Here is a 25845-nt window from a genome sequence, read left to right as displayed (position 1 = left end):
GCTTTAGAGTCTATGCTTAAATTTGTATTCCAAAACCATTTTTAAATAAACCAGTAACGGCCGAATAAATTTTATTTATGTTATTAGCCCAGTTGTCCTTTAGCAATAAGAGTTCTGATTTCCCCACTCGATAGATCAAGTTATCATCCCCCCGTATCCACTTGTTCTCCCATAAAGATTTAACTGCTCTGGAGTGCCCGTTCACATTTGTTTTTAAAAAGTGGTTAACCGAGTAGCTTCCATTGATCCAGATAAACAGCTCCAATGCGAAGGGCACATTTCGCTCAACAGCATAATATTTTCCCTCGCTGTAATCAAGTCTGACATAAAGGTATGTCTTATCTCCATGTAGTCCTACTTTAAGCCGCTCTGTTAAAAAATTCTCTATCAATATAGAGTAGGTGTTTTTGGCCTGATGCGTAGTTCTTTTTTCTGAGCGGAGCATGATAACTTCTCTTCCTTCATCTCTCCAAAGAAAGTTCCCGTTACTGGCGTAATTTAATACCTCGGGGTATTTGATCATTGGGTAACGGAAATCAGCCATGATCTCTGGATCATTCATTCGCTCATCTATGATTTCCTGAAATCCCATATGAGGATTATCGTCCAAAAACTTTTCCATTTGAATAAATGCCTCACTTTCACGCATAAGGTTAAAATTCGAGAAGCTATATTTCTCTCCCCTGATCTGATGAGTGCAGTCACCAAAACAGAGCAGTGCCCTGGAAAGTAAATTTGCATTTTTCACCCGATATTCTGCGAATAACCGTTGTGCCTGTGTAATGGCGGTACTGGGCCGATAAAGCGAATTAAGGTGTCTGGCAAATACGATCATCATCTCTTCGCTATGCTGCAGGATATGCTTTTTCCCCCAGTTCCGTTGCTTCATCATTAGGTACTGTTTAATACTATCTATTGGTGTAGTAGAGGTGTATTGTTTTGCCTTGGCATCGGGAGGATAGTTACTGAACCTGGAATTCTTTTCATGGCTGATCAAGCACAGATTTCCAAAATCATGCAGGAGACTCGGATCCAACTTTTCGATCTCATCATTAATAGGAGTCTGTGGATAATAGTGTTCGACGGAGCTACGGAAGGTAAATTCGAAGTTCTTCACCCGTGGATCTGTTTCCACATCTTTAAGTTCTATCCATAATAGGTAGTCCAGAAAATTGAAAACCAGGTTATTTTCGATCTGGTGATATGTCATTTTCTCGTTGTTTATACCTGCCATATTTCTAAGCATCCTGGCCCCACTTTCAAAAATCAGCTGTTGGTATTCCCCTTTTTGTATCCCAGCGTTTGGGGATGCAAGATAACGATCGAAGACAAAGCCCTTGGCAATATGTTCTAAGTAGCGGATGTAATGCTGGCTGCTTACTTCAAACTCGTTGTATAGGTAAGATAGTGCCGCGCTGAGCCAGTATTTATATGACATTGTCGGCATTGATACATGAAACATCGATAGCAACATCAGTATACGCCTATTGTCTGAGGCTGCAGGATCTGCATTTCCATCATAAAAAGTATTACTGTAGCTGGTCTGATTGCCTGAGCTGGTACGATGAAGGCTTTTTAGACTCCATCGATCTATATTGGCGGTAAATTCTCTTTTGATGATATAGCGGTCAAATAGCAATTTACTTCTCAGAAGATCAAAAATGAATTTCTTCACAAAAGCTATCCGGGCATTTGCTTCCTTTGGAATGAATTTATCGAAGATAACGATGAGTCGTTTATCATCGAGTGCAGCTTCAACATTTCCTGTTTGAACCCTGAGCACATGGAGGAGAAAATTTTGAAAATTGACTACCGTACTAAATCGATCAGGGATATCCTGTTCCTGATTTGGCTTTGTTTTGACGAGCATTGTATTTAAGATCTCATCGATAGATTGCTCCTGGTCAGCATCTATGGTTTTCAATGTGGGAGAGATTTGCCGTACAAATTCATCAAAATCTGAAACAGACAGCCCGTCCCAACCCGCACCAAAAATGGTGTTTCGTTGTTCTACCGAAAAACCATACTGGATATACGTTTCCATATTGGCGCATCCCTCCCATATGAGATCAAAACTAGCCTCCAAGGTGTCCCGATTATCCTGTTCCTTAAAACATCCCATTAGCGTTGCCTTAAGGATCTCGTGTTTTTCTAACTGCTCGCCCCGACTGTTCATGATCTCGAAATAATGGTTGAGGTCAATCCCTTTGGATAATGGAACCCTTAGAATTTTGACATACTCGTATAGGTACTCGGCAAAGGCCCTGACCGTTATGTTCCTTTCCTCAGTTTTTTTATTAAGCTGCTCTAAGCAGACTTGATAAGCATTTAGCATAAAACTATCTTTAGCGTCATGCGGATCTTCGGACTGGCTTTTTTTGCCCTCAAAAAGCGAATTGAGCGATCTGGTTGACTTGGTTCTGCTTAAGTATTTTAGTTTGGTATCTTTAAACCATTCCATATCCACTTCAGCATATTCATTTCGGATAACAGCGCTAAGGATATATAAAGTTGTTAGCCTTTGTTGTCCATCAATTGTATTGAGGAATTCCTGTCCATTTTTCTCTTCACGGGAAACCACTAAGGTGCCAATATAATAATCGTTTGGCGAATCCTGCACTGCATAATCAAGAATATCCTGAATGAGCTGTTCTATCTCTTTCGCGCCCCAGGCATAGTTTCGCTGGTAAATTGGAATTGCATAGTCCGTGCCACCATCCAAAAGCGTTTTTATTTTAAGTGGCTCAATCTTCATAATATTGCATTTTAACAAACAGGTCTTTTATTGCTTCTGTCTTTTCGGTGATATGTCCGCCCTTTACCCCGGTAAATTCCAGTCTAATAACATCTTCACTATTGATAGCATCTCTGATGATGCTAAAGATATTCTGGTCCCTCACGACATAATTGTCTACTGAGGCAAACTGAAGACTTTGCAATCTTAAACGGGGAGTGTATGCCCAGATGAAAAGTTTCTCTATGGCACCAGAGATATCATGGAAGCCAAATTTATCGGTGTAATAAAGAGTAGCGCAATTAAAAGCCATACGAACATAGCGATCACCCGTTCGGTTTCGACCTGGATAACTGTTTAGCACTTTTATGATTTCATTGGCCTGAACATCCAGTTTATTGAACTGATTTTCGATACTGTCAAAAACCTTCTTATAATGCTCAACCATTTCAAAAAAGTGTTTTCCATTGATAATCATCTGGTCCAATTGAAAGGGAAAAAACTGTCTGTCCGTTTTATTCTGGCCGATCAAATGCTGTTCAGCGAACTCATAGATTCTAACATAAGGATAACGATCGGTCTTTTCCAGGTTGATCCCCTTGAAAAGGCCAACATCGTTTTTTGAAAAATATCTTGATGGTTTACCCTTTGACCATCCTCTTATCCGGTAAAGGAAATCGGCAAATAGTTTGGATAACTCACCCTGATTCATATTCTCCCAGGTATTTACCAATAAACCCGTTTCTTCCTCAGATAGGGGCTGTCGAAGCGATTGAAGCTCCCTAAGGTGGAAGGCTTTCAAAAGATCATGTGGCTCAAGGTCTTTTCCCCTGGCATTCTGAGAATCAAAAAACTGAAATGCTTCCGAAACCTGGTCAAGTACGATATAGTTAACCGTGCATTGATCAAGGAAAAAAGTAACAAAGTCCTCATCGAGCTGAGATATTCTCCGGTTAATTTCCCGGAAGTTATCCTGAATATTGGATTTGGAAATCATACTTTTAAAAGCTGGCTTAAATATATTTCTCTCGATTTCCTTTACCCGTTTTATAATTTTCTCTGACGTTCCCGTTTCGGGTTGCAGCCGGCTCAATGCTTTGATGATAAGCAGAAAGGTTATCGTGCGCTGCTGACCGTCGACTAAAAAATCGCCTTCCCTATTTCGAAAGATAACTATCGTACCAATCCGATAAGACGGCTGATTTTTAAAGCGGTCGATATCCTCCAGCAACTGGATTACATTTTTAACTGCCCATTTATAAGGGCGCTGAAAATGTGGGATCAATAGCTTTTTATTTTGTATAAACTCCGCTATTGGGACAATATCTGCAATTTGGATTCCCATAAAACTTTAGTTGTTTTGCTTATATTAAGCTGATTCTATTTTTACCAAGTTCTCTATATCCGACTTTTCTCTATTTAGCTGAGCGAGTAGGCTGGCCAACGCCGTTTTATTTCTAATTAGGCTTCTATATCTGGAGTACCCAACAACTAGCTTTCCACCCGCATGAGCAGTGTAAATACCATCAGAAAAGGCCGTGATTTTTTCGCCCTGGACTATTTTTAAGAAGACATGTCTACCCTCACAAATGATGATTTCTGGATTGATGGCCATTATCAGCCTGTCTGTCCATATTTTTGACTTGTACCATACTTTCTCTGCTTTTGCTGAGCAAAGCAGTTGATCCAGCTCTTTCTGGTCATTTGTGGCAAAACTGTAATAGTTGATCTTCATGGATCTTTTAAGATCATTGAGTATTCCAGCCACTTTAAAAACAGTTCTGGTCTCTCTGGCCAGTTGATAATTATAGTGCAGATATTCGAAATGCTCCATTGGAAAAAAGCGCTTTACTGGGGCTTTATTTTCTCTAAAATATCCTGCACCTGGGTTGATGCCGATAAATAGAAATCTAGGTTCTGGTATAAAGGGGGAGAAAAAAACCTGCGTTCCTTTGAAGTGCTTATTTTCCATTCTTAAAAAATGCTCATGAAAAGCTTCAATCTCTGGCTTTATTTCTTCGAGGACTGCCCAAAAGTTATCATTCATTTATGATCATATAGATATTAATGCTAAACCGGGGGCTTTGACATTTGCTTAAAACCTTTCCTTAAATAAACGAGCGTAGATTATAATTAAGAATAATATGGTATCCTACTCACTTAGAAGGAGAAGAATTATAAACTGTAGATAATAACAACAAGCATTTAATTTAGCTCACTAAACTAGTATTTTCTATTTAAAGCTTTATGCATTGTTTAAAAAATATTGTAACCACCCCCATAATAAATTAAAGCTGGATGACGAATTCTGTAATGATACAAATTGAGATCTATTCCGAATATAGCCTCGTTCACCAAAATTGGAAGAATCAACTTTTCCATTTATTTTATAACTTTTCTTTATTGAAAGTTTGTATAACTGCAATTTTTAAGGGGTTAGTATCGGTTAAGAGCAGGCGTACGGGCTGCTTCAAACAAGCGGAACTAAACCATGAGCTATTTCAGATATTCTATTAGATCAGCTTTTCTTTTAACTCAAATACATTTATCTTTCCAATATTTTATACTTATGCACTAGTGCAGATTAAACGGTAACATCACAGGCAAGAATGGAAGAAGAACACATTATAAGAATAAATAAAATCTTGACATTCATAGACGAAAATCTAGACTCAGACCTATCGTTAGCCATCATTTCCAATATTGCTTTTTATTCTTCATTCCATTTCCATAGAATCTTTAAAGCCATTACAAATGAAACGCTGAGTTCATATGTAACCCGCAAAAGAATTGAACGGACAGCAATGATGCTTATTCATCATAAGGAGCTAAGTATAGCTGAAATTTCTGTTAAATATGGATTCAAAAACGATTCTACTTTTTCTAGGACGTTTAAAAAAATTTACGGACAAAGTCCGACGGATTTCCGCAGAGCAAACCTAGGAAATTATAGCAAGATCAGTAAAGTGAATAGCAATAATGGTAAATTCAACTACGTTACTGAAGAATATCTTTGCAACATTGATAATCTTAAAGATTGGCTAAAAGTAAATGCAAAAATTAAAATTACAGAAATGCCGAAGATGAATCTGGCATATGTTACCCAACTTGGAGTAAAAGGAATTGGGGAAACTTTTCAGCAGATTGTTAAATGGGCAATACCCAGAGAGTTGCTTACAAAAAGCGACACCAACATTTGCAGGGTTTTTCATGACAGTTTTAAATTAACTGATGCCGAAAAAGTAAGAATGAGCGTTGGTATCCTTACGCCACATGAGATAAAGGTTGACAGGTGGCTTGGACTAACGACAATGGAAAAGGGTAAAAATATTGTTGGACATTTTGTTATTGAACCAAAAGAATTTGAAAAATCCTGGAGCAGTCTATTCATCTGGATGAGTGAAAATGGTTACAAGAAAGCAGACAGACATCCATATGAAATTTATCACAACGACTTCAATGAGCATCCTGAAAAAAAATGTATCGTAGACTTACATATACCCATTGAATAATTAAAATCAGAAAAAACAACAGGCATATCATCTTATGCTAGTTGGGCAGAAATGCATACCCGAATTAGCAATGCTATTTAAATTCTTGCCAGGTTTGGATCAATGCTTTTCAAGTGCGAACATTGTCCCAGAGCCTTTAGTATGATTAACCGAATAGAAACACAAAGGAAACCAATATTTGAAGATGACAGATTTTTTTGTAGGCAGCAAACAGTTGACCATTAGAGACGAAATAAAAAATATTTCATTCCCAGTTCTAGTACATTATCCGACTAACGAGATATCGCAACCTATTGGATTTGGACCGTATACAATGAATGTAAGTCCTGATGCAGAAATCATAAAAAAACAATTTCCGCTTGTAATTATTTCACATGGCAACGGAGGCTCACATCTGCTGTATCATACGATCAGTATGCATTTGGCAAAAAACGGATACATCGTTGCAATGCCCGAACATTATGGCAATAACCGTAATAACAACACATTGGAAAATACGACCGAAAATCTTGTTATCCGGCCAAGACATGTTAGTTTGACAATTGATTTTTTACTTTCGGACATTTCATTCTGTAATAATATCAAAACAAACAAAATTGGAGTTATAGGACATTCAATGGGCGGTTATGCCGCATTGGCGTTGGCAGGCGGGATTCCCCGGACTAAAGAAGGGCTTATAATTGAAGTCGCCATAGATTCCCGGATAAAAGCTATCACCTTACTTGCACCGGGAGCAGGTTGGTTTAAGTACTCATTGGATAAAGTTACAATTCCAATCTTAATGTTTACCGCTGAACACGACCCAGTTACCCCCAAATGGAATGGAGATATCATATTAAGCTATATACCTGACAAATCCCAAGTAACTTTTAAAGAGATTGAAAATGCAGGGCACTTTTCATTTCTGAGTCCATTCCCTGCTAAAATGAAAAATGCAAATTTTCTTCCCTCAACAGATCCAATAGGTTTTGACAGAGAAGAATTCCATAAGCAGCTTCCGATTGACATACTCGACTTTTTTAGGGAGAAGCTCAATGGAAAACTCTGAAATCTTTAATAAATCATTTAAAGAATTATCCTATGATTATTGCTCCATATAAAAGGGCAATAAAGATTGGAAGAGCATAAATAAAAAATAATCCAACCCCGGATGGAAGCATTGCTTGCCCAGTTGGGCAGATCAGCGGACAAAATTGAAACTGGCTCAAGTCACAGAAAATCTGGTGAATGCGAACTTGATACAGTGAAACAACAACTGAGGACACCAAAAGACTCTTATCCACTATCCTACAAAGAAACAGAGTTGCTTATCTTACTTTTCTCGCACCGTAATATCTTTCTGGAAAGGCAGGTGCCGTTACTCAAGATGTGGGGTGATGACAGTTTTTACAATGCAAGGAGCATGGATGTATTCATGTCCCACTTAAGAAAAATGCTAAAAGATGATCCAAGTTTACATTTGAGTATCCGCGGTGCCGGGTACAAACTTATATTCTAACTTGCGGCATCTTGTACCTCCATTAACCATTGCACAAAGTGCTTGTAATATTAAAGATCAAATGGAAACAAAGATATTTCTAACCTTGAATGGATAAAAATAATCTAATACAGGTAAAGAAGTTCAGGTATATAAAATCTCTTCGTAAACCTGACTCTTTAGTATAGATTCTTCCATCAGATCTACCTGTATCTTATATAGATTTCCTGGTAAGTGGTTCTTCCCTCTTTTGATGGTGGAATAAAATCGCGATCGAATAGAGCATTTCAATAGCTCTAGATTAACTTGCAAAATAGGATATTTCGTTACTGTATTTTCGGGGAGCAGTTCCCCACCAAAAGTAGGTTAGAATCATTATTGCCGAAATCCCAAGATTGAGAATTTATTTACTTAATAATTATATATTATTGATGAGCAGGCAAATTCGATCTGAGATCACCAATATATTCTGCGTTTGAGACATCAATTTTTCGTTTTCCGACAAATCTTTCCCTATGAGTAAGCCCCCAGTCCAACAGTGTAAAAATTACATTTTCCAGTGTTCTTCCATATTCAGTCAATTTGTATTTCACTTTGATCGGTTTTGTTTTAAGAACCTCCCGACTGATCAAATTATTTTTATATAGGTAATGGAGCTCCTCAGTGAGCACCTTGGCGGAGATTACCGGTAATTCAGCTTTCAACTCATTGAACAGCAACTCGGAGCGCATGGTGAGTGTAACGATGATTGGAACACGCCATTTGCCTGTCAGTATGTCGAGAGCGTCCTGTACGGCGACAATATTTTGCTTGCATTCTACAGAAACCAGATTATGCTGATTATTGTTCATAGGCATCTTTTTTTTTATAAAAATATCAATTAATTGATAAGTTACCTCAAAGTAATCAGTTACCCCCAGGTAACACAATCACTTCCTTCCCCTCTTAACAGATATTTTTGCATCAAAAAAGTTAATTATGAAAGCGATAAAAATTAATGAATTTGGAAGCGCAGATGTACTTTCTTTCGAGGAAGTTCCTGAACCTGTTGCCGTAAATAAACAGCTGAAGATCCAGGTTGAGGGAGCAGCGGTTGGAGCTGCTGACATTCTCTTAAGAAAAGGTGTTTATCCAGGAATGACCCAGGCAAATTTCATACCAGGTATTGAAGCTGCCGGTACGGTTATATCTGTAGGAGATCAAGCGGACAAACAGTGGGTCGGCAGGCGTGTTTTCGCCATAACAGGTTTGGGCGCATATGCTGAACAGGTTATTGTTGACGAAGATATGGCGATCATTATACCCGACGAGCTGACGGTTAATGAGGCATTAGGCTTGGGAGTTAATGCGCTGGTGGCTGACTATTCCCTACACCGCTCGGGATTAATCCAGGATGATCATGTACTAATACGCGGTGCAGGTGGGGGCATCGGATCAATGGCCGTGCAATTAGCCATCGCAAACTCGTTTGAGGTTTCAGTTATTGCCTCCTCTCCACAGAAAAAACAGGATCTGCATAATCTAGGTGTAAGACGATTTCTGACCATGGACGAGGCGAAAGCCGGCACTTTAGAATTCAACGCAGTGGTCGATCCTGTCGCCGGAGAAGATATAGACACTTTTGTGGAACTACTGAAAGAAAACGGATCCTACCTCATCAATGGCGTTGCGGGCGGTTTTCCTTTCCCAGATTTTGGTATGAGTTGGCTAAAAAGATTTCAGCGGTCCCTGACCCTGTCATGTTTTAGCCTAAATTCCATACCTCCCAAGGAAATAAGAGGGCGGATGGACAAAATATTCAATCTTGCTAAAAATGGTAAGATCAAACCTCTCATCGGCGAAACATTCCCATTAGAGAACGCAATCGCCGCACATATACTGTTAGAGACAGGTATCAGCTTTGGCAAACTGATTTTGATCAACAAATAAAAATCTACACTTTTATAAAAAGTTCTTATCATAACTGTAAGGCCAGCAGACACGGTCCTACTCTAGATAAAAAATAAAAGGGAAGAGCCGTTTCAGTTCTTCCCTTAATATTAGATTGCCTTTTAAATCGACCAACGTGGTTTAGTATTATGGTCAACTAATATGAATACCGTGTTATGATATTCGGCATTCAATTATTTAATTTGCAAATGGTGTAACAGGTCGCTATTAACTGACAATACTAAGAACCGTATTGTTTGCCCTATTTAAAAAAATCCATCGCCTCGGCAATATCCTTATTGGTAAGCGCTATGAACAATTGATTGATCGGTTTTTGGTTTTTTGCATCAAATCAATAAATGCCCCCAGTTGCCTTATAAGGCTCCATTGCTCTGGTAAGACCCAATCTTTCAATTTCCAGTGTCGTTTTTTTTGCAGTCTCCCGCCTGGTTACATCATTGACTACAAAATGATAGGCCCCATCTTATTGTTTTTATTAAGGACCGCAAGAGCCCGTTCTCCATACGGATTTAGTACTCCCTTACTCTAAATATAAAGCTATTGATTTTCAGATGCCCTTAACTCCTTCTCTCTTACCATGATCCTTCCCCTTAACCTGCTAAGGGTTTCTAATCTCATACCCAGATAAGAGGCAAGATATTTCATTGTTATCCTGATAAAAAAATGTGGGTGGGTCTGCATGAGCCGGTGAAATCTTTTCTCACCACTTGAAAGCCTGATCATAAAATTCCGCTCAGCAACTTCATGATAAAATAACCGGAGTATTTTCCGTCCGATTATGGACATTTCAGGGAACATCGTATAAAGCACATCAATGAGTTTATAGGGAATCGAAATTGCCTCAACCTTTTCCAGTGCCTGTATATACTCATGCTTTTCCGGCCTGAATGACAGATCACCGGCAATGGCTCCAACAATACTACCTTCGGTACATATCCATGTAGTAATTTCCTGCCCCCCATCTTTTACGAAACCTCTTACTGATCCCTTCACGATAAAATAAAGACATTGCCTATTATCCGAAGGACCAGTAATAAATTTATTCTTGAGAAAAAAAACCGATGAAGTTTCATTGGCAATGATGCTTTTCATCTGACCGGGCATCCAGGAAAACAATTCAAAATAAGAAATAAGCGGTTGCGCGCTGGCGACCTGGTGAGAGTTGGGTAAATTCATATTTAGATTAGACTGACTTGATAATCGGCATAAGTTATATCAATAAATCGTTTTAGTAACAAATCACAATGTGATTATGACATAAATCAAAAACTGTTTCCATAACACATTGGCTGCTGTGCGGAAATATAAAACTGTTACTGTTTATCCGGGATATTAGGATAACATGTTTGGAAAAAACACAGAGATCACGACATTTCACATTCTTAATTTCAGGAGCTAATGGATAAATACAGGGGAATCTTTCCCAATGAAAAGTGCTGTGGGTAATTTTATATGGCTATCCGGTCCTTCAATATTATTTTTGCAATGATGTTGCCAAATTACAAAGTCCTTCAACTGTTCGAAAATACACAGATTATGATCTTGGAGATCAAAATCCACGGCCTTAACGAAGAAGCTAATAGACCATCAATTTATTACTGGCTGTATTTCAACAAACTATCTCTATCACTGATCAGATTATGGCTGCGTTCTTCGGATTCTTCATCTGAAATAGAAGAACGGTATTTTGAACAGGGCTATCTTAAGTACAGCGGCAGAGAGGCCACTTTTATAGAAAAATTTAATTCCTGCCAACACAAACTTATCAATGACATCAAAGTAACTTTAAATCCGGATACCCAGCGGCTTATTGGAGAATACCTAAGAGAGGGGTGATATATAATCACCTTCCAGGCCCTTAGCGCCGGAATGCTGTCGCAAAAATCCGGTTACACGCCTATTTCCTTAGAGCAAAAGCGGGTATCTCCGGTGGTAATCCTACCTGACCGGAGAAGTCATCATTAACCAAACAGATCCTACCCGCTTAAATCATTCCGGAACTTCTCCAAACTCTGTTATGAAAGGATCAGTTTTGTGCCCGAAATGAATATTTTAACCCCATTCCCAACCAGAGCGAAACAATAGGGCGACTTTTTCCACATATTATTAAATTAATTATTTCTGTTTTTTTGCCAGGTCGATCATGGCTGAAATTTCCTGTACCGCTGCTTCTTCCGCGCCATTGAAACCTGTAAGTTTGAATCTTATCCTACCACTGCCGTCGATAACAAATTTGGCCGGAATACCCTTGACACCGAACATTTCGACTACATTGCTTTTACGGTCATCGAGCAGGACCTGAAAAGAATAATTATTCTGTGCAATAAATGCGGCAGCTTCCTTCTTGGGATCCGGGATCCGTTCCCAGGTATCAATGAACAAAAACCTCACCTGTGGATCTTTTTGATATTTGACCACTGCCTTTTGCATAGCCGGGAAAGACTTCTTACAGGGACCGCACCATGTAGCCCAAAAATCAAGTACAATTACTTTGCCCTTTAATCCTGCCATGGAAACGCTTTTGCCATCCAGGTCCAAAAGCGTAAAATCTGGCGACGGCTCATCTACCATAAGTTTAACTGTTGCATTCCTTAGGCTGACACTGGCTTTTTCAGCCGCATCAGCCATGAAGCTATCAAATCCGGACCCACTGCCCCTGGCCTGGTTATAGGCTGTCCTGACAGCTTCCATATCTTCCTTACTTTGCTTGCCGTCTGAAAATATATCCTCAAATAGTGGAAGAGCCTCCTTGCCCCTTCCATTAGCTGTCAGGATCAGTGCATAAAGATCCAGAAGCTGTGGGGATTTCTCCTCGCTTTTTGCATATACCTTGGTTATATTTTCCATAGCCTGGCCATTTTGCTGGAGTTTGTACTGAAACTTTGCCAGGTTCATCAAGCTCCTTAGATAACTTTTCCTTGTGTCCGGATTTTCATCCTTCTGCAGGCCCAGGGCAGCGTTCTTAACTGCTGTTGAAACCAGTGCCTGAGCAGAGAGGGTATCACCCTTTGAAAGAAGTATCCATGCATGTCCGTTTTCCAATAGGTTAATGATCCCTTTGTCCCTGATTTTATCAATCCATACCCGGTTCTGTTTACCGTTGGCTTCCAGCGCATATGCCCGTGCGACTTCAGAACGCGCATAATCATAAACAATATCTGAACCCGCGTCCGGTTCGGGAAAAGCCTGAAGAAACTTTTCGTACTCTTTCTCCTTTTCAGTGGCAGTCACATTGCTTGCAGCAAGATTACGATACCCGCTCATCATTGCGGTAATACCCCTAGGATAGCGCGATATCGTTAATCTGTGCAGAGAGTCGGCAACAATATTTTCTTTTACTGCTGCAGCAATGCGTGTTGCCAGCAGTATCCCTTTTTCATCCTGATCGGCCAGTTTTTGAATACCGAGTTTAATTTTATCCTGATCTTCCGGTTTTCCGGACTTCTTTAGGTTAACGTAATAGCGGACCAGACTGTCGGCCGGTAGCTGCTGCGCTTTGCATGGCCAAAAGTTAAGAATGGCAATAAGCAAAGCGGCTAAAAATTTCATTGTTTTCATTTTTTTATATTTTACAGTAAACGTAAAGGGACATTTCTAAACCTTTAATCAATAACCCAGATTCTGGATCAGATTAGGATTTTTCTCAATTTCGGTAGCACTGATCGGATATAGGATATCGGTAGGTTGCCAAAGATTCGTTTTAAGCGCTCCAATTATATCATCGGCACGTGTCCTACCCGAGATATTGAGACTTGGACGACGTTTGAGATCGAACCAGCGGTGCGAGTACTCACCAAAAAGCTCAACCTTGCGCTCCTGCTCTATTGCCAGCGCGGCCGCAGAAGGGCTGAGATTTAACTTGGCAGCAAGGCCTGCCCTTGACCGGACGGTATTCAGGTCTTCCAGGGCACCGGTAATATTGTTGAGCTCCATGCGGGCTTCTGCACGGATCAGATACTGTTCACCAAGACGCAACATCACAAAATACTCATTTCCCGCAGAGGCTGTTCTGAGCTTATATTTGTTTACACTGTACTTCCCGCTTGTTCCGATTACCGACACCCAATTGGCAAGCCGCCTATCTCCCTGTTCGAATGAAGCGACAAAACCGGGCATAAGATGAAAAGTAATATTTGTGCTTGAGGAAGGCACCAGCAATACTCCCCATTGGGTGAAACCCCTTAAATTATAAATCTGAAATATGGTTTCATTACTGGTTTTTTGGAAGGTAGTTTCGGGAGAAGACATCGTATAAATATTACTTCCTATAACAGCCGTTGCTTCTGCCTGAGCACTCGCCCAATCTTTATGATAAAGGTATACCCTTGCCAATAATGCAGAAGCGGCATATCTGTTCACACGCGCCCGTTCGCTTGATGGATAGGCTATGGGTAGAAGGTTTTTTGCATCCACGAGGTCGCGGATAATCTGAGCGTAAACATCTTCTGCGGAAGCGCGGGGAAGCAGTGAGTTGTCCAGGGGAGCCGAAGACAGAGCCAGTGGCACACCTCCGAAACAGTTTACCAGGTTGAAATACGATGCAGCCCTCCAGAATTTTGATTCTCCCAACAACTGGTTTTTGATTGCGGCACTGATACTTACTGCTTTCTGTAGACCGTTTATATCCGCATTTGCATTGACGATCTGACTATAGGGATACAGCCAGAGTATATTTGACCACTGGGCGTTTGTCGGCGAAAGGCTGTTGTTCTGAAAGTCCAGATAGGTGTTACTGGTCTGAAAGTAATTGAGCTCATCCGAAGCAAGTCCCCCAAATACGTTCATATAGGCCATATTGTCCCTGATACTGTTGTTACTGTACAGAGAGAGGACCGCTGCCGTTGCAGAACTTTCGTTATTGTAAACAACGGTGGAATCTATTGATCCCGCAGGCGCCACGACATCGACAAATTTTTTACAGGAAGCTAAGACCATTAATATGGCTATGGTCATAGAGTATATTTTTATGCTGTTCATGATCTATCAGTTAATGGTAAAATTTAAACCGGCCACTATGGTCCTAAGCGGTGGAAGTGCGTTCCCGGATTCGGGATCCAGGACATATTTGTTCTTGGCAAAAGTCAGCAGGTTCTGCCCTTGAAGAAAAAAGCGGACATTCCCAAGCCTGATCCTGTTGGTGAGCGCTGAAGGCAGCGTGTAGGATACACTTGCCGACCGTAGTTTGATCCAGGAGGCATCGCCATAATAAAAATCAGAAGAAGGTAAAAGGCTATAGCTTGCATAAATATCAGAACCCGAGCTGGAAGAAGCCCCTGGAAAAAGAGTACCGGTATCACCCTGCAACCTCCACCTGTTCAAAACCGATATATTCTGGTTATTGAGGCTTCCCGGCCGGATGCCGTTTATCTGATTGATAATTCCTATACGGTGATTGAACTGCAGGAAAAAGTCGAGGGTGAACTGCTTGTATCTGAATGTATTGTTCAGTCCACCATAATAAGGATTTCCCAGATCAAGGATGTACCGGTCACTAAGTGAAAGAGCTGCACTATTGCCGTCAAGATCATTGATAACAGCCTTCCCATTGGAGGGGTCAACCCCAGCATAGGAATATAAAAATGTTGGTGGTACTGGATATCCAACAGCAAAACTGGTCCCGTAAAATGCTGTTTTGGCATCGGCAAAACTTAACATTTTGTTTCTCTGGAAAGAAATATTAAAATTTGAGGTCCATTTAAAGTTGGCCATCTGTATGTTTGTACTGGTGATCTGAAGTTCAAAGCCCTTGTTCTGAACGATTGCGTCAAGATTTACATTTACGGTATTAAAACCACTCTGGCTCGGCGCGTTCGCATAGGTCAACAGATCCCCTGATCGGTGCATGTAAGCATCGGCCGTAAGCAGGATGCGGTCATTAAAGAAGCCCAGGTCAAGGCCGATTTCCAGCTTCCGCGTAGTTTCCCATTTCAGGTTCGGATTTGCAATCCCGCTGGGTATAAGGGTAGAACTGTTCTGGTATGCCGTTCCGCTATCGTATAGGGCCAGATAGGCATAATTCGGGAGCTGATCATTTCCTGTAGTTCCATAACTCGCCCTAAGCTTTCCAAAGCTTAGGAAAGCCGGCCTGTTCTTCATAAAGGATTCATCAGAGAATATCCAGGCAGCACCTACGGCCCCAAAATTTGCAAAGCGGTTCGACGGGCCGAACCTGGATGACGCATCTCTCCTGAAGGTAAGATTTAACAGATATTTATTGTCGAAGCCGTAGTTCAGTTTCCCGAACAGCGCAGCATATTTATATAAACTGTTTGAATTTAAAGCTGTTACCGTTCCTGCCGCGTTGATACTGGTCAGTAAGGATTCAAAAGCATAGTTTGTTCCGCTCACGGTTGTAGCATCGCTCGTGTTCTGCTGAAAGGTGCCCCCTGCCAGCGCAAGAAGCTTGTGCTTACCTTTTTCGATTGAATAATCAAGTTGCGGCTCTGCAATATAATTGGTAGCAATAATATTGGCAAAGGCAGCGGAGTTGGAGGTCGCGCTGGCCGGATTTTGTGAAGCAAGCGGATTGGCCGTTCGCTGGCCCAGGGTATTGCGCGTATAGCCTGCATTCAGCTTGGCATGAAAACCATATCCAAAATTATAATCCAGATTACCATTGGCAATCAGGTTCTGTGTTGAACTTTTATAGGTTTTTAAAAGGGTTGCCATCGGATTGGTAAAACCGGCGCCCCAGAACAGTGAGCCATCTGCGTTATATAACGGATAATTTGGCGGTAGGCTCATTGCGCTTGAGACGTCTGATATCGGAAGGTTGCTCTGGTCATCTGTATAATTGATACTGAAGCCTGCCTTAAACCTCTTGTTCAAAGAGCTGGTACTGAGGCTGAGGCGGCCGATAAGACGGGTATCTCCATAGTCACCGAGATATACAGAGCCTTCATTATGGTAGTTCCCACTGGCAAAAAACTGGATACGTTCATTTCCTCCTGAATAATTCAGTTGACCGTCGGTAAGATGCCCCGTACCACCGATCAACAGTTTTTGAAAATCGGTATCAGCATTTGTATCCCAGCTCAAAAGATCCGGTGCGTTTGCAGTGTTGGCGGTAACACCATCGTTTTTAAATGCCTCTCTTCTGAGATCAAGGTATTGCTTTGTATTGAGCATATCTACATAATGTCCAACTTTTTCTATTCCACTATAAAGGTTGACATTGAGCTGCGCCTTTCCCTCCTTTCCCTTTTTGGTTGTGATGAGTATTACCCCATTGGCTCCGCGCGAGCCATAAATTGCAGTGGCATCCGCATCTTTAAGCACATCGATCCGGTCAATATCCAGCGGATTGATAGAGGAAAAGGCAGTCAGTCCTCCTGCTGCACCGATAAGTCCGGAGCTGTTGAGATTATCGTTAAAAGGAAGATTGGCATTAAAATTTGTAAATGGAACACCATCAATAATAAAAAGGGGCAATGATCCCGAAAGGCCCAAACTCCCAAGATTGTTTACGCCTCGTATATTTACGGATTGGTTGCTTCCCGGATTTCCGTTATTTATCGATATAGTCATACCCGGTATTCTACCGGCCAGTGCCTGTATGGGATTACTGACTGTTTCCTTGGCAAGCTCTTCTGAAGAAATCGAACTGACTGAACCAGTATTGAGTCTTCTGCTCGTGGTTCCATAACCTATTATCTGAACCTCATTCAAGCTTCCGCTCATAGGCTTCATCAAAACCTTCAATGTCGTCGCAGCTATCTCCTTTACCGAGATTTCCTGCGGCTGATAACCGACGAAGGAAAAGAGAAGAAAGTCATCATCATTTTCCACATCTATCTGGAACCGCCCGTTCTGATCTGTAGATGTGGCGTTCTTAAGGTCCAGGCGCAGCCTAACATTGACCCCTGGTATCGGTTGGCCCTTCTCGTCCGTGACGATCCCGAGTACTTTTTTCTGTTGTCTATCAGGGAGCGGGGAACTACCCGTCTTTTTTTCTGTGATAATGATTGCCGATTCTTCCTGCCTATATTCCAGGTTAGTGTTTTTAAGCAACATATCCAGTAATTCAGCTATTGAATGCGGACGGTTATCTGTGCTGACATCACTGAAAGCACTGATTTTCACCGATGAATAAAATATACCCAGCCCGCACCGGGCCTGCAGTTTTTGAAGGGCAGTCCTAAGTGGTTCGTGTTTGACAGCCAGGGTCAGCCGCGTGGTTTTGAGGTTTTGCCCTGATGACCTTGTTGAGGCCAGAAGAGAAAAACCGAACATGAATGCAACCGTATAGGATAAGCTTAATTTCATGATAAAAAGCCGGTTTAGTTGTAGAAATTTGGTTAGGATCGCATAATAGTTCTCCTTTGCAAAAGCGGTTTTTTTTTGCATTATTTGTATGGTTTAAAAATGATAAACAATTTTTTTAATCAGAACTCCTCTTTGCTGTCCAAGGCCGGGGAGTTTTTTTTATGCTGCGTGTCCTACGCAGGATAAAAGTGGATCAGTTTTTTTTGTAGACTTCCTTCATATTAATTTTTGGTTTGATATTTACGGTTTAGTGTTGATAATTTCATTGATCACAGGCTTTGCCATCGATTATAACAGAATCCCCTTGGATCACATAACCGCAGGATAGCGTAGCAGAAATAATCCTGAACACTTCATCTACAGATTCTGTCCCCTTGAACATTCCTGTTATCAGACAGTTTCGCATCTCGGGGTTTTTGAATTGGATACTGACACCATAGCGCCGTTCAAGTATTCCGGCCAGCTTCCCGAATTCAAGCTCCTGGAAATCCATATCCGCTTTCACCCAACTGATCACCTTTTGAGAAGATACTGCCTGCCGATCCGATAATTTAGTTCCTACTGAATACTGCACCTGCTGATCTGGTGTGAGTAACACGAGTTTCTTTGTGTTTTCATCGGTAACGCTTACCTTTCCGCGTGTCACAGATACCACAACTGGCTGATCCGCATAAGCTTTTATATTGAATGCCGTACCTAAAACAGTTGTTATAATTTTACCTGTATGGATTACAAAAGGTTCTCTCTTATGCTTGATATCAAAGTAAGCTTCACCGGTCAGAGTTACCTCTCTAAGTTTTCCGTTGAAGTTATACCGGAAAGTACTTCCGGGATGCAATACAATCCTACTGCTATCCGGCAAAAAAAGATATTTATTCTCGGTGGCCCGCTCTGATAGGGAAGCCACGATCTTATTGCTGTCTGGTGCGGTCAAATCCGGGTATAGTAGGTAAATATATACCAAAAATGACAGCCCTATTATAGAGGCGGCAACTGCCCACCATGGATTAAAGCGCCTGATCCGGCTGTAATGGATATGCTTTAGCAGATCATTCCGCATCCCGGTCTTCAACAATTCAGCCTCTCCAGCAAAATCCTCTTCCCAGATCACATCTTCTGCGTTGCTTTGACGGTACCATTGATCTAGTTCTTTTCGTTCGGCTGCCGTTGCAGTTCCGGAGAGAAACTTTCTCATCAGAAAATCCAGATATTCTTTTTCCATTTTTCGGGTTTATAATACAGAGTTACATAACCCTGCACTTTACCCTTAGTCTAAAAAAAATATTTTTGTAATAAAAAGATTATCAAAACCAAAATCGGGTAATATAGAGTAATTTACAAGAGGAGTATTTTGTATAGATAAGGATTTGGCAATGGTACATAATGCATTTGATTACCTTGTAATCAATAACTGACTGCAATTAATCTTGTCAACTGAGGATTTCACGTAAAGCGGTTATGTATAGCTTTGTAAAAAATCAGTAATACCCCAAAAATATTATTATCTACCAAGCATTAATCCTTGAAAATAGACTTTATTGGTAATGAAAAAACAGATAACAGAAAGAACGAGTATGTTCATCCAAAACCTACTTTGTAAATGTATAACTCTTGTTATCCATTTTAATTTTGGATCCTTCGGCATTAACTGTAACCTAAATATTTAGTTGAAATTATTCTGCTGTCTGTTCAAAATGTTTTGGTTGGAAAAAAATAAATCGCCACCGTAACCTACATTCATCAGTAACAATAAACCCAATGTAATAAGCATTCCTTTTTGAAGCGAATCAATGCCTTTAATAAGCAAGGCACAAACAGACAAAATATTAAGCAGGGCGGTTCCGGCCATCCATTTCCCTTCGATAACATCACCTTTGTTCAAGTTTGAAGATGTTGTGAGAAATCCATTTTTAGATTTGCGAAGTGGTTAAACGAAATTTTTCCTTGAACGAAGAATAAAAATGAGATATATTTTCAAATCCCAAATCCAAATAAAAATCGGCCGGTTTTTGTTTTTTATGTTTGATTAAATAATAAGCTTCATCCAAACGTTTTGCCAAAAGCCACTGCTTTGGTGTTGTACCGAATACCTTTGTAAAATCTCGCTTAAATCCAGAAAGACTTCTTCCGGTAAGTTTTGCAAATGAGGCGACCGGAACATTAAACATATAGTTTTGATTCATAAATTCTTCCAAATCCATTTTGTAGGGTTCGGAAAAATCGAATAAGATCTGTTTAAAACCAGGGTTGCTTTGCAGTAATAATTCTATCGCTTCCCTGATTTTTAAATCTTCTAATCGTGGTGTTGCTTCTTTTTTTTTGTTGATGTACGGTTTTAATGAAATGAAATAATTTTGCAGAAAATCATCAGGTTCAAAAAACAACTTCTGTTTACCAGCATATTTTTTTTCTACCACGATCTTATTTTCCAGGGCATATTTTTGCAACGTTTCTTTGTCCAATGTAATGGATAAAAATTGATATTTCCCGGACTTCGCCGGATATTTAATCGTTCTTATTAATTGGTTCTTTCGAACCAATATGATGGTGTTTTCAGGAATAACCGTATTCCCTTCTGCGTGAAAAGCATGTGTTTCACCCGATAGTTGAAACCCTAAAAAATGTTCGGGAATAAATTCTTCATTTCCCCTGTGTTTTTCAAAAACACAGGAATAGACCAACTTATCAAAAATGATTTCAGGCTTTGCTTCCATTCTACAAATATCTCAAATTTTAATTCAGCGCAACAGTTCCTGCACTCGCTATTTCTTTATCTTGTTCTGGAGAACCTCCTGAAGAAGCTATAGCTCCGATGATATTGCCATCTTTGTTTTTGATTACAACACCGCCTGCAATAGTTAATAATCCACCGTTTGAATTCAACATTCCATATCCGTGAATTTCCGCTCCAGAAACAATTGCCCCCATTATTTCGCTTTCTACGCCAAACATTACGGCTGTTCTGGCTTTTTTAACTGCAAAATCTATTACTCCGCAAACACTGTCTAATCTTGCAAAAGCAACCAAATGTCCACCTGCATCAACCAATGCAATACTTACGGGGATTTTCAATGTTTTTGCTTTTTCTATCGAAGCACTTAATGCTTTTGTTGCTTCGCTATAGGTTATGTTCATCTTATTTTAATTTAAATTAATGAGAAAAGAAAGCACAGTTTATGAACTGTACCCTCTAGAATTTTATTTAGCTTTTTACTGTCCAAGCATCTGCTTGCAATTGTTTTACAAAGTCTTCAGTTTCTTTAGGATGTACATTTCTAAAGTTTGAATTATCGTCTAAAGCCACATCAACAATGCAATCAGCCATAGAATGTGGAGCTAACTGATTAGCCAAAGCTTCCGCCGTTCCATCGAAGGCTGATGAGGGTGTGAAATTGGTTTCGGTATTGTACCAACGGAAAATGGTATCCACGCCACGGTCGTTAAAACCAGTTCCAAAGATACCGGGATTACAAGTCGCAATCTTGATATTAAACGGCGCTAATTCTGTTTTAAGACCTTCGGCAATTGAACCCATTGCATGTTTTGACGCACAGTAAGCGGCAACATAAGGCACCGTCCAAAGCTCACCCATTGAAGTTGTGAAAACAATTTTACCCGCTCTCTTCTCGTCTATGAATTTTTTGATGAACCCTTGTGCCAGCTGCAGTCCACCGAAAACATTAACGTCAAACATCGACCGGATTAGATGTAAAGGTTGCTCAGCGATTGGGCCAGCTTCCATAACTCCGGCATTGCTGATTAAAATATCAATGTCGTATTTCTGCGTTATGTAAGCAATGTCGGTCGCGTTGGTTACATCCAATTTGTCAACGGTTAGCTCAACTTCCTGTTCTTTTGCTTCTCTTATCAAGTCGCTCATTTGCGGATAAACTTGCGTAGTAGCAATTACTTTGTGTCCTTTTTTAGCCAACTCAAATGCAGCTATTTTTCCAAATCCACTTGCGGCCCCTGTAATTAAAATTCTCTTGCTCATATTTTATATAATTTAAAATTATAAAGCAAAATTGGACTAATTAGCGATAAGATTAGTTTGTGAGAGGCTCAAATTTGTATTGGCAGGAAGTTCAAAATAATAAACATTAGGATTAAGCCAAGGCCCTTTGACAAGCAAATCTGAGATGAGATACAGAGCAAAAAAACAGGTTTGGCGATATTATTTCAGCCAGAGATAGATAAACAAGCTAGTAATGATTCCCGATTTACGTAAAGAATATTTAATGGTTCTGAGGGCTTTCGTTAGATGTGCTTCAACAGTTTTTTCTGAGATATTTAATTCCGTTGCAATCTGTGGTATATTTTTGCCGCCTGCACGACTGGTTTTGAACACGAGCCTACATTTTTCGGGCAGCGCCTCCACAATTCCATCAATATATTCTTTTAGGAACTGGGCATAGATTTCCTCGTCGCCCTTATCCCGGTCATTATGTGCACCAAGCTGATCGGCAATTTCGTTTCTCCGGCGTTCACGTACCAGGTAACTAAATACCGAGTACTTCACGGCGGTACCAAGATAAGCGGACAGAGAACTGATCTGAACACCTTCATGGCGGTCCCACAATTTGATCATTATATCCTGCACAATATCCTTGGCAGCTGATTTATCCCGGGAATGCTTGTATGCAACGGCAAGCAGCTTCTGCCAATAACGATCATAAATTTCGGCCATGGCTTGTTCATCTCCATTTTGAAGGAGCTCGACAAGTTGCTGATCACTATAATTTTTCACCATCACAAATTAGGCTGCAATATATTAATTTACAGTTAAATAATAATTTTCCAAAAAATTCCGCTTATATGGGATTTGATTTGTAACCTTTACGGTTTTGTTTTTGGTGATACGCCCTCCCTTATCAATCCTATATATACATAAAAAGCCACTGATATACACCAGTGGCCTTATTCCCAAAACAGTCTTTAATTTATTTTGCGCTGTTTTTTTTCTCTGTGACCTCAGTCCTGATTTCCTGAGCTAAATTTTTAAGGTCCTGCATAGCTTTGCGTACACGTGTACCTGCTGTTGCATTCCCACCATCATAGAATTTTACCACATCAGCCTCAACTGAAGCAAGAACTTCCTGTACCTGTTTGAATTTGTCCATAACTGTTTTTTTAAAGGGTCAAAGACCCTGGATATTGATTATATTATATAGGAAACCGTATTCCAGCCCAAAACTAAACATTTCAGGGAAAATACAAAGAGAACTAAAGAAAATCAGAGCGTCCGGATTCAGTGCTTATCCCGATTGAGTTAGCCTTCCAGAGAATAAAGCCAAGCCTACCGCAGCACTCGGCGACAAAATATTCTATATCCGCAGGAACATCATTAACTATACGGAAACGGATTTTGTATTTCGGGTTATAACTGATATAAACCACAAGGTCATCATGCGAGAAGCCCCTGCCAGATAAAGGTTTAAAATGTACATCCTGAAGTTCTTTTGCTGCACGTACCAAACGGTCGTTCATTACTTTCGCCAATGCTTTTTCGGGTTTAAAATCGGTCTCTAAAATAGCCAGTACGGTTACGGTCATTCCGCAAAAATATACCGATAAACCATAAAATCAAGGACTGAAAGATAATCCACTGAAAATGAACAATAATATTTTCCAAACGGGCGCTGAGAATTAACAAGTCGCTAATGGGTCCCCTAATTCAAATAAGATAAACGCGACTAATTAGGATTAATTGAGCGTGCCTGAAAGTAATATAAGGCAAACGTTATCAGAGACCAGATCCCCTGCCTACGGCTAGTTTTTTGTGTACAATTCTACAGACAAACATATTGATCTACATGCCTAGGTTCTTAAATTATCTATTGGATATGGTAGTTTTCCTGATTGTAATTCCCGAAAAATTTCTAAAAAGCTGTCCAACGCAATTGTTGAACAGCTTAATGGTATTAAAATTGGGAGCTATCTTTTTAACCGGAAAGGAACGGCAAATAAGACTTCATACGATTCACCCGTAATGCTCCCCTGCTGCGAGGATTGTGTTCCATATAAAAAAACGAAGCGGGTCTTATCCTTCAAATTCAGGCCTAAACCAAAGGTTAAAGATTTATTGGTATGGTAAAGGGCTGTCAGGTTCAATAATCTTAGGTATTCAGCGTTAAAACCTATATCATAATAACTGCCATATCCATTAACCTGTCTGATCCCTGCTAGGGAACGTAAATTAACACTGTCCAGTACATTAATCCTATAAGATACACTGGCGGTCAATCCCGGATCATTAACGGTATTGGTACGGTTTGACAATTTATTGTTCAGATCATGCCATGACAATTGTGCTTCAAACTTTCCACTCGTATATACAGCGCCGGTTACCGCCTTCCAGGACAGTCCATGGTGGTTATTGTAGTTGTTGAATGCTGGATCGGAACTGTTGTTCGGAGAGTTGACATCAGAACTGCTAAACTTATCATTTATTATACCTGCCCCCAGACCAAAGCGGATAGCGCTGGTTTCGTTAAATCTCACTTTATAGCTATATGCCGCCAGTACAGTTGTACGGTTTATCAGGCCTGCTTTATCGTTAAGGAAAGATAATCCAATGCCGGTTTTTTCCGATAAGGGTGTATTGACAACAGCTGATATGACTTTAGGGGAGCCCTCTACCCTGTTCCATTGTGATGCATAGGTTAACGCTCCTGACCCGGTTGCTTTTGCACCGGCATAGGCGGGGTTTACTAATGCGTTATTTTCGAAAAACTGGGTTTTATGGGGCGCCACCTGCGCAATTGATTCTTTTGTTAAAGTCATCATTAAAAGCAAAACGATCACTTTCAACCCGTTATTTTTTGATTCTGTCCATGATTATCTTACAATAGTTATAAATCCTTTTTTTGTTGGTAATTCCCTGTTGTCGAACACTATAGAATAGTAATAGGTCCCCTCCCTTACGTAATTTCCGTTCCACATTCCATTCCATTCATTTTTATAGTTTTTCACTGAATAAATCACCTTTCCTGCCCTGTCGGTTATAGTCAGGTGGTGTGAGGGATAAGATTCTATGTCTGTTATGACCCAGTTATCATTTATACCATCTCCATTGGGGCTAAATGCATTAGTGATATCTTTCGGCGTCTCCGTAACCTTTATAGGTTGTTTTATCATAAGCAGAACGGTAGCTGAAGCGCCATCTGCATCCCTAACGGCAGCAATGTATTCCTTTGCTTCCAGTTTGGTAAAAGAAGCTGAATTTTGAAAATCCCCATTGTTCAGCCTGTATTGATATGGTGGTATACCTCCAATTGCCGATAGGTTAACAGATCCGTCTATAACCCCGAATTTCGTGGCGTCAGTCTGCGAGGCGATTTTAACGGAAAGTTCCTGTATTACTGTGATGACAAAAGCAAACGTCGTACTTCCAACTTCGTTTGTGGCTGTAGCCTGGTAAAAAGCCTTTGCACTGGCTGCATTTGGAATGCCGCTGATCACCCCAGTTGCCGGGTTCAAAGTTAATCCTGATGGAAGAGCTGGGGTTATCGTGTAGGTATTTATACCACCTGTAACGGTAGGGGTTAGCGGTGTGATGGTTGAGTTAATGAGAAAAGTATTCGGTGTACGGTAGCTAAGACCGCTGGGTGGGATCACACTGGATACCTCTTTGATAGTATTGGATTAACCAACACATAACCAGTACAATTTTTCTATAATAAAGTATCTTTGTGACATGGAAGAATAAGCAGTTCATGAATCTCATTCGATAAAATATGCGACACTTGATGAATGTCCTGAGCCAGTCCAGCTGCATATAGGAATTAGAAACGATGCAAAAAAATCATTTCCAATGGTATAAACTTAGCAACCTATTTCAGCTATTTTTAAAAAAAACAGGCTATATCTCCCGGTCGGCACCAGAAACTTTTGTTAATCGTATGCAT

Annotated in this window: 23 protein-coding genes; 5 read left to right on the top strand and 18 right to left on the bottom strand. The window is 40.3% G+C overall.

The features are described from left to right. Positions 1-16: 16 nt before the first annotated feature. The 3 genes from R2R28_RS09935 to R2R28_RS09925 are packed head-to-tail and all read right to left on the bottom strand — an operon-like array spanning position 17 to position 4781. Positions 17-2755, bottom strand: a complete 2739-nt coding sequence (locus R2R28_RS09935; RefSeq protein WP_316825525.1) for a DUF262 domain-containing HNH endonuclease family protein — start codon at positions 2753-2755, stop codon at positions 17-19. Beyond that, a complete protein-coding gene (locus R2R28_RS09930; RefSeq protein ID WP_316825524.1) occupies positions 2745-4079 on the bottom strand; it encodes a DUF262 domain-containing protein in 1335 nt (444 codons plus the stop codon). The genes R2R28_RS09935 and R2R28_RS09930 overlap by 11 nt, the downstream gene beginning before the upstream one ends. A gap of 24 nt (positions 4080-4103) precedes the next feature. After that, the gene (locus R2R28_RS09925; RefSeq protein WP_316825523.1) at positions 4104-4781 is read right to left on the bottom strand and encodes a hypothetical protein; all 678 of its coding nucleotides are present in this window, start codon (positions 4779-4781) and stop codon (positions 4104-4106) included. A gap of 562 nt (positions 4782-5343) precedes the next feature. Between R2R28_RS09925 and R2R28_RS09920 the strand changes: the two genes are divergently transcribed. The 3 genes from R2R28_RS09920 to R2R28_RS09910 all read left to right on the top strand — a co-directional run bounded on the left by R2R28_RS09920 (position 5344) and on the right by R2R28_RS09910 (position 7744). Next, complete coding sequence (locus R2R28_RS09920) at positions 5344-6246, top strand: AraC family transcriptional regulator (protein ID WP_316825522.1); 903 nt, start codon at positions 5344-5346, stop codon at positions 6244-6246. A 184-nt stretch (positions 6247-6430) separates the two neighbouring features. Beyond that, on the top strand, positions 6431-7294 hold the full coding sequence (locus tag R2R28_RS09915; protein WP_316825521.1) for an alpha/beta hydrolase family protein: 864 nt from the start codon (positions 6431-6433) through the stop codon (positions 7292-7294). A 102-nt stretch (positions 7295-7396) separates the two neighbouring features. Then, positions 7397-7744 (top strand): winged helix-turn-helix domain-containing protein, encoded by a 348-nt coding sequence (locus R2R28_RS09910; protein WP_316825520.1) that lies wholly within the window; start codon positions 7397-7399, stop codon positions 7742-7744. A 404-nt stretch (positions 7745-8148) separates the two neighbouring features. On the opposite strand, the gene R2R28_RS09905 is transcribed toward R2R28_RS09910, so the two are convergent. Then, the gene (locus R2R28_RS09905) at positions 8149-8574 is read right to left on the bottom strand and encodes a helix-turn-helix domain-containing protein (RefSeq protein WP_316825519.1); all 426 of its coding nucleotides are present in this window, start codon (positions 8572-8574) and stop codon (positions 8149-8151) included. A gap of 127 nt (positions 8575-8701) precedes the next feature. Between R2R28_RS09905 and R2R28_RS09900 the strand changes: the two genes are divergently transcribed. Then, entirely contained in the window at positions 8702-9652 is a 951-nt protein-coding gene (locus R2R28_RS09900) for a zinc-binding alcohol dehydrogenase family protein (RefSeq protein ID WP_316825518.1), read from the top strand. Between the two features lie 558 nt (positions 9653-10210). On the opposite strand, the gene R2R28_RS09895 is transcribed toward R2R28_RS09900, so the two are convergent. Next, positions 10211-10849: a Crp/Fnr family transcriptional regulator gene (locus tag R2R28_RS09895; RefSeq protein WP_316825517.1), complete on the bottom strand. Its 639-nt coding sequence runs from the start codon at positions 10847-10849 to the stop codon at positions 10211-10213. 276 nt (positions 10850-11125) lie between these two features. Here R2R28_RS09895 and R2R28_RS09890 point away from each other — a divergent pair, with 276 nt between their 5' ends. Continuing rightward, positions 11126-11509 (top strand): hypothetical protein, encoded by a 384-nt coding sequence (locus R2R28_RS09890; RefSeq protein ID WP_316825516.1) that lies wholly within the window; start codon positions 11126-11128, stop codon positions 11507-11509. A 279-nt stretch (positions 11510-11788) separates the two neighbouring features. On the opposite strand, the gene R2R28_RS09885 is transcribed toward R2R28_RS09890, so the two are convergent. From R2R28_RS09885 to R2R28_RS09825, 13 genes are all read right to left on the bottom strand, one after another. Continuing rightward, complete coding sequence (locus R2R28_RS09885; RefSeq protein WP_316825515.1) at positions 11789-13231, bottom strand: TlpA disulfide reductase family protein; 1443 nt, start codon at positions 13229-13231, stop codon at positions 11789-11791. 48 nt (positions 13232-13279) lie between these two features. Further along, positions 13280-14626: a RagB/SusD family nutrient uptake outer membrane protein gene (locus R2R28_RS09880; protein ID WP_316825514.1), complete on the bottom strand. Its 1347-nt coding sequence runs from the start codon at positions 14624-14626 to the stop codon at positions 13280-13282. Between the two features lie 30 nt (positions 14627-14656). Continuing rightward, a complete protein-coding gene (locus tag R2R28_RS09875; RefSeq protein WP_316825513.1) occupies positions 14657-18019 on the bottom strand; it encodes a SusC/RagA family TonB-linked outer membrane protein in 3363 nt (1120 codons plus the stop codon). A 181-nt stretch (positions 18020-18200) separates the two neighbouring features. After that, entirely contained in the window at positions 18201-19160 is a 960-nt protein-coding gene (locus R2R28_RS09870; RefSeq protein WP_316825512.1) for a FecR family protein, read from the bottom strand. A gap of 441 nt (positions 19161-19601) precedes the next feature. Next, a complete protein-coding gene (locus R2R28_RS09865) occupies positions 19602-19820 on the bottom strand; it encodes a hypothetical protein (RefSeq protein WP_316825511.1) in 219 nt (72 codons plus the stop codon). Between the two features lie 28 nt (positions 19821-19848). Beyond that, entirely contained in the window at positions 19849-20652 is an 804-nt protein-coding gene (locus R2R28_RS09860; RefSeq protein ID WP_316825510.1) for an AraC family transcriptional regulator, read from the bottom strand. A 19-nt stretch (positions 20653-20671) separates the two neighbouring features. Continuing rightward, on the bottom strand, positions 20672-21073 hold the full coding sequence (locus tag R2R28_RS09855; RefSeq protein WP_316825509.1) for a heme-binding protein: 402 nt from the start codon (positions 21071-21073) through the stop codon (positions 20672-20674). 67 nt (positions 21074-21140) lie between these two features. After that, complete coding sequence (locus tag R2R28_RS09850; protein ID WP_316825508.1) at positions 21141-21932, bottom strand: SDR family oxidoreductase; 792 nt, start codon at positions 21930-21932, stop codon at positions 21141-21143. A 180-nt stretch (positions 21933-22112) separates the two neighbouring features. Then, positions 22113-22688 (bottom strand): RNA polymerase sigma-70 factor, encoded by a 576-nt coding sequence (locus R2R28_RS09845; protein WP_316825507.1) that lies wholly within the window; start codon positions 22686-22688, stop codon positions 22113-22115. 190 nt (positions 22689-22878) lie between these two features. Beyond that, on the bottom strand, positions 22879-23058 hold the full coding sequence (locus tag R2R28_RS09840; RefSeq protein ID WP_316825506.1) for a histone H1: 180 nt from the start codon (positions 23056-23058) through the stop codon (positions 22879-22881). Positions 23059-23161: 103 nt separating this feature from the next. Further along, positions 23162-23491 carry a hypothetical protein gene (locus R2R28_RS09835; protein ID WP_316825505.1) on the bottom strand — a complete coding sequence of 110 codons (330 nt, stop codon included), beginning with the start codon at positions 23489-23491 and terminating at the stop codon, positions 23162-23164. A 381-nt stretch (positions 23492-23872) separates the two neighbouring features. Continuing rightward, complete coding sequence (locus tag R2R28_RS09830; RefSeq protein ID WP_316825619.1) at positions 23873-24742, bottom strand: PorP/SprF family type IX secretion system membrane protein; 870 nt, start codon at positions 24740-24742, stop codon at positions 23873-23875. Between the two features lie 33 nt (positions 24743-24775). Further along, the gene (locus tag R2R28_RS09825) at positions 24776-25555 is read right to left on the bottom strand and encodes a gliding motility-associated C-terminal domain-containing protein (RefSeq protein WP_316825504.1); all 780 of its coding nucleotides are present in this window, start codon (positions 25553-25555) and stop codon (positions 24776-24778) included. Between the last annotated feature and the right edge of the window lie 290 nt (positions 25556-25845).

Source organism: Pedobacter miscanthi (genome assembly GCF_032678605.1).
Classification (GTDB): domain Bacteria; phylum Bacteroidota; class Bacteroidia; order Sphingobacteriales; family Sphingobacteriaceae; genus Pedobacter; species Pedobacter miscanthi_A.
This window is presented reverse-complemented; position numbering and strand designations above follow the sequence as displayed.